A 12,809-nucleotide genomic window follows, 5' to 3' on the forward strand; every position below is an offset into this window, starting at 1 on the left:
GCCGAATGTGAATGGGTGCGGATTGAATGTTTCCGCCCAGGTTACGAGGTGACAACGTTTGAATCGATTACTAGTTGTAGATTTTGAGACGACGGGAAGCCATCCACGCCAAGGGGATAGCATCATTCAGATTGGTGCTGTCGCAATCGATGACGGGCAGATTACCGAGAGTTTTTCCACCCTGATTCATCCGGGCCAGGATATTCCACCGTTTATTACTCAATTAACAGGGATTACCAATGAAATGGTTGCAGATGCTCCTTCCTTGGAAGAAGTGTTTCCAGATTTCTTACGTTTATTGGACGGACGAGCATTTGTAGCACATAATGCAAGCTTTGATCTCCAATTTTTACAAGAAGCCCTGCTGAGCCAGGGCTATTATGCGTTTGACGGCTACGTGCTCGATACAGTGGAGCTATCCCGTGTTCTTTTGCCAATGCAAAATAGCTACAGACTCGGAGAACTGGCGTCTGAGCTGGAAATCGAGCACGATAATCCCCATCAAGCAGATAGTGATGCACTCGCAACGGCGCAGCTGTTTCTCCACTTGCTGGATATTTTAAAGAGACTGCCACTCGTGACGATCCAGCGCCTGCAGATGCTCGTTTCTTCGTTTCGCTCGGATATCGAGGTTCTTTTACGTCAGATCGAGATGGAAAAGCTCATAGAACTGCCAGAGCTGGATGGAACCCCAACCGAAACGGATTCCTCAGACATGTGGGATATTTATCGCCAGTTGGCTCTACGGAAGCGCGAAGAAAAATTAACAGCGTCTCTAAAGCGTCCTCATGTCGATGCGACAGTGACGAAAGCGTTTGCCGACCAGCTCGAGGAGGTTTTGGGCGAAAACGGGTACATGCAGGCAAAAATGTCGGGATATCAACGTCGGGATGCTCAGGAAGCAATGATGCATGCCGTTTATGAGGCAATGGAGAATGGCGCCCATTTATTGGTAGAGGCAGGGACAGGTACGGGAAAATCATTAGCCTATCTCTTGCCGGGGATCATTTGGGCTCATTACAATCAGCAACAGCTGGTGGTCAGTACCAATACCATTCAATTGCAGGAACAGCTATTCCATAAGGAAATCGCTACCTTGCAGGAGTCGTTGCCGTTTTCGTTTACGGCTTCGACACTAAAAGGCAGAGGAAACTACTTATGCTTGCGTAAATTTGAACAAGCCGTAGACGAACCTGTAGAAGGAAGCAGCCAAGAAATGCGCTTGGTCAAAGGACAGATGCTGACGTGGCTCACACAAACCGTTACCGGTGACGTGGAAGAACTGAGCATGCCTCCAAGTGGTCAACTGCTGTGGCAACAGGTAAAAAGTGATACGAGTTCCTGTTTGAATCGGGCTTGTCCGTGGTTTAGTCGCTGTTACTATTTCCAGGCGAAGGAACGGGCACGCGATGTCGATGTCCTCATCGTCAATCACGCCCTATTCATCAGCGACTTGCAAGCGGAAAACAGAATCCTCCCTTCGTATGAAGTTGCTATCGTCGATGAGGCCCATCATTTGGAGGATGCAGCGACACAGCATTTAGGCAAGCAGTTTTCAACCACGCAGCTTCTTTTCTTGTTAGATCGTGCATCGGTTGAGGAGGGTGGGGCTATAGCCCGCTTCGCAGAAGAGCTGCAAAGCTGGATGCCTGCGGTACAAGAAGATGTCGCTGCCAAGCTTTTGGAGCTAAGAAAACAGTCCGCTGCCTTGCGAGAGAAAGCGCAGCAATGGACACAGCTCTTGTATGCATGGGCATCGGATCGTGCGGAGGAGACGACGGACGCTGGGCGTGAGACGGTACGTTATCGAATTGAATCGTTTGTAGGCAAACACGAGAAGATACGCAAAGTAACCAAAAAGCTGATTGAAGGGATGACTGCATATGCAGCGGGCATCGAACAGCTTTTGCGAACGACTCCGCAAGAGGAAAAGCCTCCTTTTGCCGTACGCAGTCTACTGACAGATTTATTCGGTCTCATCAAAGACTGGCAGAACGCCGTGGAGCTGCTTCACTTCTTTTTACTTGAGCAGGATGCCGAGTATGTGTATTGGATGGAAGTAGAGTCCCGTACAGCTCGCAAGCAGGTTCATTTGTCAGCGGCACTCTTGAAGGTTGCCGACTCACTGGCAGAACCGCTTTTCGCACAAAAGCGGAGTCTGATTTTGACATCAGCCACTCTGACGGTCAAGAACAGCTTCTCCTACATCAAAAGCCAGTTTGGTCTCGACCAGCTTCCCGAGGAACGAGTGCGTACCTTGTCACTGCCATCGCCGTTTCATTATGAAGAGCAGGGGCTGCTGTTGATTCCATCTGATTTCCCCGCACCAGGCAAAGAGAGTGACCACACGTACTTGGAGGCGGTCATTCAAGGGTGCGTGGACGTCGTACTGGCTTCGAAAGGAAGGACGCTGATCCTGTTTACCTCCCATTCGATGCTTCGACTTGTTTACCAAGCGATGAAAGAACGACTGGCAGATGCTCCAGAACCGTATACGTTATTCGGTCACGGGATTGATAGCAACAATCGGAGCAAGCTGGTGCGACTGTTCCGAAGCATGGAGAGAAGTGTGCTGCTTGGAACTAGCAGCTTCTGGGAAGGTGTCGATATCCAGGGGGAATGGCTGAGCAGTTTAGTTATTGTTCGCCTTCCGTTTGCTCCGCCGAATCATCCTGTCTATCAAGGAAGGGCAGAGCTTTTGAAGGCAGAAGGAAAAAACGCCTTTATGTCGTTGTCTCTTCCACAAGCCGTTCTACAATTTAAGCAAGGGGTGGGGCGATTAATTCGCCATCACTTGGATAGAGGGGTCGTGATCGTTTTCGACACGCGTGTGGTTGAGTCGAGATATGGACGCTCATTCCTTCAATCTTTGCCGCCATTTCAAATCGAAAGCGGTCCATGGCCAACTCTGCGAGAGCGCATAGAGCCATTCCTTAGTATGCAATCCCTGTCAGATTCATAAAATGAAGCAATAGTCTCATAGGGATTAAGGTGATAAAATAAATGTTATGGAAAAAAGAGTGGCGTTGGTGGATAGTAGTTCTGAGTGTGTTTTTCCTTTGCGCATGCTCGATTGATAGCCATTTGTATTTGCAAGAAGCAGCAGTGAAGATAGATGACCCGTTTGAAACCGAGACAGAACAGGAATTTTCGGGTCTCATAATCACCTACTTCGCACTTCCACAAGGTGAGAGTACGCTTTTGAGAATGCCAGGCGGCAAAACGATGCTGATTGATACGGGTACGTCAGAAGATTGGCCCGTTCTTTCAGCGCGCTTGGCAGAGCTCAAGATTACACGGCTCGATTTTGTGGTGTTGACGAACGACCAGCCGGAACATATGGGAGGCTACGCTTCATTGAGCCAACAAGTGCTCATCGATGCTGTCATTTTGCCAAAGCTGATCGCACCATCCATTCGGCATGTCGTGCTGCTTCGCTCCAACCAAAAGCAGATGGAAGCAGAGCAAGGACAAGTACTCACTCTTGACCAAGAAATCTCCATGGAAGTATTGCTTCCGGATGAACCGTTATTTTTATCGCCTCAGAACAATTCTCTTGTTTTTCGATTGACGCACGGTCAACTGCGGTTTTTGTTTATGAGTGCCGTGAATGAAAAAGCAGAGGAGCGACTGTTGGAACGGCAAAATGACAAACTGAAGGCGGAAGTGCTAAAGGTAGCCGGTCAGGGAAGCAATCAGGGATCTTCACAACCGTTTCTGACGCAGGTCGATCCTCAGGTCGCCATTATTCAGACAGGCCGATCACGGGATCAAATGAAAGACGGTCAGACGGAGGTCATAGAGCGTTTGGGTGAGTCATGGGCCGAGACATACGTTACCAGCCACGACGGTTCCATTACCATTTTATCGAATGGAAAAGAATATCGGATTTTGAAGCAAAAGAATTAGGGGGGAAGACCGAACGTGGCAAAACACGAAAAGATTTCAGAAGCGGTCGTCCGTCGTTTGCCGATTTATCTGCGTTACCTCAGTTATTTGCAGCAAGTTGAGGTGACCACCGTTTCCTCCCAACAGATGGGCAAGAATCTTGATGTGAATCCTGCCCAAATCAGAAAAGATCTTGCAGCTTTTGGTGATTTTGGAAAAAAGGGAATCGGCTATGATGTCGATTATCTGGTGGAAAAAATACGTGAAATCCTGAAGCTAACGGATGAAATCCGTGTCGCTTTGGTCGGAGCTGGGCATTTGGGCCATGCCATCAGTAACTACAACGCTTATTTGAAAGATAACATGCGGATTGCGGCCATCTTTGACAATAATCCAGAGAAGCAGGGCAAAAAAGTCGCAGGTATACCGATTCAGCCTTTATCAGAGCTGGAAGAGACAATCGTTAAAAAGCAAATCAAGCTGGCGATTATTACGGTACCGGCCCCTGCAGCGCAATCCGTATGTGATCAGTTGACTCAAGCGGGTATCAGGGGGATCTTGAATTTTGCCCCTACGACGATTCGCGCAGGAAAGGATGTTCGCATTCACTATGCGGACGTGACGTCCAACCTGCAAAGCTTGGCCTACTACTTGACATAAGAATGGAGTGTATACTATGAAAAAGACGATCCTCATTCACGCAACAGTCATTACCGTTAACGATACGAATGAAGTCATTTACGATGGTGCCGTAGCATTCGAAGGCAACAAGATTACGTATGTGGGCCCAACTCCTGAGGACCTGTCGGAAGCGGGATACGATGAAGTTATCGATCAAAAAGGAGACTACATACTGCCTGGGTTAATCAACACGCATGGACATGCTGGTATGTCCCTCCTACGTGGTTATGCAGATGATTTGCCGCTACAACAATGGCTGGAAGACAAAATGTGGCCATTGGAGGCGCAATTCACGGGTGACACAGTAAAATGGGGTACCCAACTGTCGCTTATTGAGATGATTCGTACCGGAACTACCACGTTTGTGGATATGTATGACCATATGGATGTTGTGGCGAAGGAAGTCGATGCAGCTGGAATGCGTGCCCGCCTTTGCCGAGGAATGATCGGTCTGTGCTCCGAAGAAGAACGTCAAACAAAGCTGAAGGACGCGACACTTTTTGCAAAAGAATGGCATAATCAGGCAGACGGACGTATTACCGTCATGATGGCACCGCATGCGCCGTATACCTGCTCGCCAGAATTTATTACCCAAATTATCGAAAAAGCTGATGAGTTGTCCTTGCCGCTTCATATCCATATGTCAGAAACCGCTTGGGAAGTCGGTCAAAACGAGAAGGACTACGGACTGCGTCCAGTCGCTCACTTGGAAAAGCTGGGTATGTTCAATCGCCCAACACTCGTCGCGCACGCTGTTCACCTAACGGATGAAGAAATCGACATTTTGGCAAAATACAACGTGAGAGTTTCTCATAATGTAGTCAGCAACTTGAAGCTGGCAAGCGGTGTTGCGCCTGTTCCGAAAATGTTGGCAAAAGGCGTAAGCGTATCGCTCGGTACAGACAGCTCTGCAAGTAACAACAATTTGAATCTGTTCGAAGAATTGAAGCTCGCTGCGATTCTGCACAAAGGTGTGAACAACGATCCAGTAGCAGTTCCAGCAGAGGAAGCGCTTCGCATGGCTACCCGTTATGGCGCAGAAGGGGTATTCCAAGAAGAAACGCTTGGAAGCATTGAAGTAGGCAAGCAAGCTGACTTGATCGTGATGGATAGCCATCAAGCCCATTTCCACCCGGCGCACCAACCGATTTCACACGTGGTGTACGCGGCAAATGGACGAGATGTGAAAGATACGATTGTAGCGGGTAAATTCTTGATGCGTAACCATAAGCTGTTGACCATCGATGAGGAGCGCGCGATTTACGAAGCGAACCGCGTATTCCAAACGTTAAAACGGTAAAAGGCTCCTGTCAGGTGGGGGACAGGAGTAAGGCAGTGCAGGTGTAGGTAGGGGAATTGGATACTACGACGTTCCGTTGTTCATTTTTGCCACAGCTTTTGTCAGGAGATGATGGCGAAAATGAAGAGTGGGTGTGTGCGACCATTGACGCAAGGGAGACGACAATCCTGCCCAGGAGACGCGGTATTCCTGTAACAGAAACCCAAGTATGTCAGGAGATGTAGTTTGTTGCGAAGATGTCACGCGCTCACCTCCTCGGGGTGTATGTGTAGTATGACCGCCCGACCTTAAGCTATGATTAGCAACTTTTCCGTGTCGTTCTAAAACCTTCCCGTATAGCATAGGCTAAAGACAAAAATGGGACAGGGGGGACGACATGTACATCCGGCCCAAATTGCTGTGGTGGCTCATTCCTATCCTACTCGGTCTATTTCTCCTGGGGATTGTATTGGGGACAGTAAGTCGATCAGCCAATACAGGCAGCACGGATCCTGCGTCTGCGGTCAGACAAACAACAGGAACGGGGCAGACGACGACGGTAGCGGAGCTTTTGGAGCAGATCACGCAGGACGAGGAACGCTCATTTCTGGTTTACATGAAGGATCAGACCTTACATGGGCGATTTCAAAATGAGCAATTTCAGCTCGCAGGAGAAATCGGTGGCCACCAGCTTGAAATAGCCAGAAAAGATGGGCAGCCAGTTTCGGTTCGAATTGATGGCCAGATACAGGACCATGCTGCACTGCCGTATGCGCTGTTCACCCCGTATGAGCACGCAGTATTGCTCAAGGGAGTTATGCAATCCGTTCGTCCTGAACGCCTTGAAGATACTGCGGGGCAAGGATGGAGTGGATATCGGATTGCGGTTCCACCTGAGAAAGTCTCTTCGTTATTATCGATGTGGCTAGGTCCATCCTTCCCTATTCATGATTTGACTTCGAATGTAACGAACGGAATGAAAGTCAATTACCAACTATGGTACGAGTCAACTACGGGGCAGCTTCGTCAACTGGAGCTGGATTTGCAAATACAAACGGCAGTTGGAGTGAAGAGAGACCAGCTTCGATTCCGATTGTAATGTCAGCCACGTAAAGGAGTTACTTTGCTGTGTTAGTACGAATTATCCTATCAATCGTTGCCGTCATTTTACTTACGGGAGCTGGGTTCGCCTATCACCTGACGGCTTCTGTAGCAGGGGAACGCAATCAATTTGAGGAAACCGTTCGTCAGTGGGTCCAGGATCGCACAACGATCACGGAGATTGAATCCATTGATGAATATCGAGGCAAGGAGAGCTACGCTGTCGTCATTGGGAAAAATAAGGCGGGGACACAAGTTGTAGCTTGGATGACCGATCAGAAAGTTAGCTTTGATCGAATGGATCTTGCTGTTCCAAAAAAGAATGTAGAAGAGGCAGTTTATAAGTCCTTCCCACAATCGGAGATCACTCATTTGGTTCCTGGTCTCGAAAACGATAAGAAATTTTGGGAAGTCACTGTAAAAGACAAAGACGGTCGTTATCACTACATTCACTATGATCTATTCACGGGCGCTCTGTTAACCTCATACGTGCTCGCTCCAACCTGAGACGCTTGCATACGACAGGCCTTTTCCTTATGGGAGAAGGCCTGTTTGGCATTCCATCCAACATCTGTATAAGAAATTGATATACTCATATGATATACTTTGGATGTTGCTTAGAGAGAAAACGAGAACGATATTTATGGGGGGAGTAGCCGTGCAGTTGAAAAAGAGCGCAATAGGATTATCTTTGGTGGCAACATTGGCACTCCTGTTCGGAGGATGGTTCTTGTACCAAAAGATGGAGATTGAGGAGCCAATCCGTGCAGAAATTGGCCAAATGCAGTCCGCAACATTGGGCAATTTGGAGATCAGCAAAGATAAAATTCAAATAGATGTAACTGTTACAAAACCAGACACATTTCCAGCAGAATATCGAAATCTGCTAACGGAAACACAAAAGATCGCAGGTGAAAAAGAAGTGGTCATTGACATCGACAATCAGTCGACAGCGATGGACGATATTTGGCAAAGCGGTCAATTTGTGTTTACCGAAGCAGTGGAGTTGCATGAGTATAGCCGCATTCCAGCCCTCGTGGCACAATGGAAAAAAGGGAATCAACTCGACGAAGCATCTGCATCGATGGATGACGAAAACATTTATGTTTATTTGAAAAAAGGAACGGAGGATTTTTACACCATCATACCTCGTTCCATTGAAAAAGAGGTGAAGGCACGTGCGTAAGGAAGTACTGATCGGCGTCGTACCTGCACTGTTGATTTTTCTTGTTTTTCTAGGTGTAAACATTACCCCATTTTTGGTGTTCGGAGTCGTACTGGGTGCGCTTTACTTTCTGGTCATCCGTCAGCAAAATGGACAAGGCGGAAATGTCGCCCTCGGTGGGAAAAGAAAAATAAACAAGCATGAGCTGCCGAAATCGGACGTGCAGTTTGCCGATATCGGTGGACAGGAACGCGCCAAAAAAGAGCTGAAGGAATCGCTTGATTTTCTCGTGTATAAGGACAAAATTGAGCAGTACGGGATTCGTCCGATCAAAGGTGTTCTTTTGACAGGTCCTCCTGGTACGGGTAAGACACTGATGGCGAAAGCAGCAGCGAACTATACAAATTCTGCTTTTGTAGCGGCATCAGGTTCGCAGTTTGTAGAGATGTATGTCGGTGTCGGTGCACAACGCGTCCGTGAATTGTTTCAGGAAGCGAAGGCATTAGCAGAGAAAAATGGGCAAGACAGCGCGATTATTTTTATCGATGAGATCGATGTCGTCGGTGGAAAAAGGGACGGTCAACAGCAGCGGGAATACGATCAAACCTTGAATCAACTCTTGACGGAGATGGATGGTGTGGCTACGACCGACAAGCCGCGGGTTTTGGTCATGGCTGCTACGAACCGGAAGGACATGCTCGACGCAGCGCTGTTGCGACCTGGTCGTTTTGACCGTCATATTAGCGTTGATCTTCCAGACAAGCCAGCACGCGAGCAGATTTTGACCATTCACACGGCCAATAAACCGCTAGGCGAGGATGTCACACTGGAAAAAGTGGCACAGGAGACATTCGGATTTTCTGGCGCGCAGCTGGAAAGCGTAGCCAATGAAGCAGCTATTTATGCCATGCGTGACCGTCAGGAAAAAATCACTGCGAAGCATTTTGCCTATGCCGTAGACAAGGTTATGCTCGGGGAGAAGGTAGACCGTCAAGCATCAGAGGAAGAGAAGAAGCGTGTTGCTCTCCATGAATTGGGACATGCCATTGTCAGTGAGAGCGTGCGACCAGGCTCTGTCTCGCAGGTCACGCTGAGTCCACGAGGCAAAGCATTAGGATACGTCCGACAAAATCCAATGGAAGACCGCTATCTGTATACCAAGGAAGCGATGGAGAAGCAAATCATGGTTAGCCTTGGAGGAGCCGTAGCGGAGGAAATCTACTACGGTGGGCGCAGCACTGGATCGAAGAATGACTTCGAGCAAGCGCTGGGAATGGCACAGGAAATTGTACAAAGCGGTATGTCCGATCTGGGGATTGTACATTTGCAATATGTGGATAAGAACCGGATTCATGACGAGGTTGAGCGTCTGCTGGAAGGATTGCTCGCAGAAACCCGCAATCTTTTGAGACAGTATGACTCCGTATTCCAAACAGGCTTGTATACATTGTTGGAAGCGGAAGTTCTGCAAGGCGATGAGTTCAGGGCGCTATTATCACAAACGAAGGAAGAAGTTGCTGTATAAGTAAGATGAAGAACCTGTTAGCCAATGGAAGAGTTGGCGAAGCAGGTTTTTTTGTGTTAGCTGGCAACTTGAGCAAATCAGGATGAAACAATTTTGTAGACACGGTGCCAAATAGGGAAATGGTTGAATATCCTACAAAAGTGATACGGGAATGAAATCAGGAGGCAAGGAGACCCTATGGCCAATGTGAACCGGCGAAAAGCAAACAAAAGTCTGAGCAAAACCTTTAGGCAGACCATGCACGAGTTACCGCTCTCATATACATCATCACCCGATCGGGAGTGGATGGAAGACCTCGAATTAAATCTGCTTGAAAGTAATTTGGAGAGCAGTCACAGAATACCTCCCATTTCTGCTGCCACACCGAAAGAGCAACAACAACCGATTCCCAAAGTACCCAAGCAGGACCTATCCTCCAAACAGGACTCGCTTTCCAAACAGGATTTAACTCCCAGGCAGGATTCGACTTCCAAACAGGACTCGTCTTCCAGACAGGATTCACCTTCCAAACAAAACGTATCTTCTAAACAAAGCGTATCCTCCAAACAAAGCTCAACTGTCAATCCGAACTATTTTTCGAAGGTCATCAAAGACCGAAATGATGATCGTGTCCAATCTTTTGTTTATACAGACGACTTGACAGATCAATCGGTGACAACAGAAAAAATTGCGAACCGTGCCATTGACGCATCCAAGATTAAGCAAGGCGCCGTGGATAATTCGATTCTAAAGGATTATGCCGTGGATAGCAGCAAACTCGCGGACAAGAGCGTAACTTCCACCAAACTCGCACCGCATTCAGTACAGAGGGATCATTTGGGGCAGGGAATCGTAAGCGGCGAGCATTTGCAGGATTATTCGATTTCCGCACAAAAATTGATCAACCATAGCATTACGTCCGAGAAGTTAGCCGATAAAACCATCGACTCGATGAAATTTGCCGACCACTCGATCCAAAGCAAGCATATTCAGGAGCAAGCGATCACGAATGAGTTGATCCAGGATCAATCGATTACCTCGGAAAAAATAAAGATGGGGACCATTCAAACAAGTAATCTCGCCAATTATGTGATCAACACCGTGAAGATTGAGGATGGAGCTGTCACGGGCGATAAATTACGCGATGGTTCAGTAACATCCACGAAGATAGATGAAGATGCAATTGAGTCTCAACATATTCGTGAAGGCTCCATTTACCATCATCATCTCACGGAAGAGCTGATAGATGGCAGTAATATTAGTGCTGGAAGCATCACGGATCATCACATTGCATTTCAGGCCATTTATAGTCAGCATTTACATCCAGAAGCGGTGACCAGTGATAAGGTAGGGCCATACGCGATATTAACCGAGCATTTGGACAACAACAGTGTCACGGCAGAAAAGCTCGCCAAAGAATCAATCGGCAGCACACATTTACAAGCTGGCAGTGTCCTATCGAGTCACTTGCAAGATGGGATGCTGACGGCTAAAAAAATTGGGGATCAGCAGATTACCACAGCTAAGATAGCTGATAAGGCTATTACTACCGACAAATTGGCGAACAGGAGTGTAGGAGAGCAACACTTGCTTGATGAGAGCGTGAGTTCACGACATCTTATTGACGGGACCATTCGCTCAGAAAAGCTGGCAAGAAGATCTATAGAAGAACAGCATTTAACTGACAGAATCATTGGGGGCAATCATCTACGCGAGTACATCATCCAGACCCAGCATCTGCATGACCACTTGGTAACCACCTCAAAATTGGCACCAGAATCTGTTTCCACAGACAAAATTTCAGATCTAAGCATTACGACAAGCAAACTTGGAGATGCCGTCATCACAGCGCCCAAAATAGCGAAAGATGCGATCAAGACACGCCACCTCGGCAGATCAGCCGTCACGGGGGAAAAGATTGCGGAAAAAGCAATTTCATCTACACATCTCAACACTCACATCATTCAAGCGGACCATCTCCAGGGTAACTCCATTTCTAAGGAAAAAATACAGGACGGAAGTGTCACTCGAGAGAAAATAGCCGATCAGAGCATTGATGCGAGCAAGCTGGATAGCCATTCCGTTCATGGTGCTCATGTCATAAAAGGCAGCTTGGATGGAACTCATATTAAGGAAGGGACGCTCAAAGGAAGTCATCTTGTTAGCAGGAGCATAACAGAACAGCATCTGCAAAACCGGATCATTACGCAGGAAAAACTGGCAGAGGACTCCGTGACCGGTTCTAAAATTGCGTCCAAAGCTGTCACTACCCATCACATTGCGGATCAGTCTATTGATGCTGAGAAATTATCCTTTCCGGTAATTGAGACGCATAATCATATAGGAGTAACCTTGCAACAATACGGTTTTGTCCCCTTCAGACTTTCTGCCGCAAGCAAGTCTACAGATGTGACCGTTCGATTGCCACAGCCTTATGCGGATACCCATTATTGTATGGTGGCGATGACAAACCAACCGGGCATTTATACGTCGCTCAAATATACGAAAAGGACTTCCGCGATCATCACCGTATTTCGCAATCAAGAGGGGCAGGAAGCGACAGGTGTGATTCACTGGATCGGGATTGGAGTAAAGGGAGTAGATGTTCCACACGAAATGTTGGAATGGTCAACAGAGAGGGGACAACTGGGGGCAGAAGAAGTCGAAGAAGATCACGACTTTGAAGAGGAAGACATGAATGATGAAGATACGGATGATGAAGACATGGAAGACCAAGATACGGATGATGAAGACGTGGAATATGAGGACATGGAAGACGAAGATACAGACGATGAAGACGAGGAAGATGAGGATATGGAAGACGAAGATACGGATGAGGAAGACATGGAAGATGAGTACAGGGACGAGGATGACATGGAGGATCACGACACGGATGAAGATGAGGAAGGCACAGATGAAAGTGATCTCGAACAAGATTATGAAAGTACTGAAGAATACGATAGCGATATCGAGAACGATAAATAATTCGGCAGGAAACAACAATGGGGCGAGTGGATGATTCAGGAGCAGGGAGGCCGATGCTGAGATCAGGTCTCCCAAATGCACATTTGTTTACATAATTAAATTATGGTTAACATTATGTAGGGATACTTTCATTGAATTTGCAGGCCCCCAATAGTATAATTGTTTGGTATACTTAGTCTGTATTTGCGTGGCATGGTAAATGGAGG

At 47.5% G+C, this 12,809-nt stretch carries 10 protein-coding genes; 9 read left to right on the forward strand and 1 reads right to left on the reverse strand.

The genetic code is table 11. The features are described 5' to 3' along the window. Positions 1 to 58: 58 nt before the first annotated feature. From dinG to HP567_RS16240, 4 genes are read left to right on the forward strand one after another with little or no spacing between them, the layout of a single operon-like run. On the forward strand, positions 59 to 2,962 hold the full coding sequence (gene dinG, locus HP567_RS16225; protein ID WP_173609479.1) for an ATP-dependent DNA helicase DinG: 2,904 nt from the start codon (positions 59 to 61) through the stop codon (positions 2,960 to 2,962). A 41-nt stretch (positions 2,963 to 3,003) separates the two neighbouring features. Then, a complete protein-coding gene (locus tag HP567_RS16230; RefSeq protein ID WP_173609478.1) occupies positions 3,004 to 3,909 on the forward strand; it encodes a ComEC/Rec2 family competence protein in 906 nt (301 codons plus the stop codon). A gap of 15 nt (positions 3,910 to 3,924) precedes the next feature. After that, a complete protein-coding gene (locus HP567_RS16235; protein ID WP_173609477.1) occupies positions 3,925 to 4,548 on the forward strand; it encodes a redox-sensing transcriptional repressor Rex in 624 nt (207 codons plus the stop codon). 16 nt (positions 4,549 to 4,564) lie between these two features. After that, complete coding sequence (locus tag HP567_RS16240; RefSeq protein WP_173603902.1) at positions 4,565 to 5,869, forward strand: amidohydrolase; 1,305 nt, start codon at positions 4,565 to 4,567, stop codon at positions 5,867 to 5,869. 63 nt (positions 5,870 to 5,932) lie between these two features. Here the strand turns inward: HP567_RS16240 and HP567_RS16245 are convergent, their stop codons facing one another. After that, positions 5,933 to 6,112 (reverse strand): hypothetical protein, encoded by a 180-nt coding sequence (locus HP567_RS16245; protein ID WP_133257456.1) that lies wholly within the window; start codon positions 6,110 to 6,112, stop codon positions 5,933 to 5,935. Positions 6,113 to 6,245: 133 nt separating this feature from the next. On the opposite strand from HP567_RS16245, the gene HP567_RS16250 reads away from it, so the two are divergent. The 5 genes from HP567_RS16250 (at position 6,246) to HP567_RS16270 (ending at position 12,603) form a co-directional block, all read left to right on the forward strand. Then, complete coding sequence (locus tag HP567_RS16250) at positions 6,246 to 6,947, forward strand: hypothetical protein (RefSeq protein ID WP_173609476.1); 702 nt, start codon at positions 6,246 to 6,248, stop codon at positions 6,945 to 6,947. A gap of 29 nt (positions 6,948 to 6,976) precedes the next feature. Beyond that, positions 6,977 to 7,456: a cell wall elongation regulator TseB-like domain-containing protein gene (locus tag HP567_RS16255; protein WP_173609475.1), complete on the forward strand. Its 480-nt coding sequence runs from the start codon at positions 6,977 to 6,979 to the stop codon at positions 7,454 to 7,456. A 151-nt stretch (positions 7,457 to 7,607) separates the two neighbouring features. Then, positions 7,608 to 8,135, forward strand: coding sequence for a hypothetical protein (locus HP567_RS16260; protein ID WP_173609474.1), 528 nt, complete (start codon positions 7,608 to 7,610; stop codon positions 8,133 to 8,135). After that, positions 8,128 to 9,639, forward strand: coding sequence for an AAA family ATPase (locus HP567_RS16265; protein WP_173609473.1), 1,512 nt, complete (start codon positions 8,128 to 8,130; stop codon positions 9,637 to 9,639). The genes HP567_RS16260 and HP567_RS16265 overlap by 8 nt, the downstream gene beginning before the upstream one ends. Positions 9,640 to 9,816: 177 nt before the next feature. Then, entirely contained in the window at positions 9,817 to 12,603 is a 2,787-nt protein-coding gene (locus HP567_RS16270) for a WIAG-tail domain (protein WP_173609472.1), read from the forward strand. Positions 12,604 to 12,809 lie beyond the last annotated feature (206 nt).

This window comes from Brevibacillus sp. M2.1A (genome assembly GCF_013284355.2).
Taxonomy (GTDB): Bacteria; Bacillota; Bacilli; order Brevibacillales; family Brevibacillaceae; genus Brevibacillus.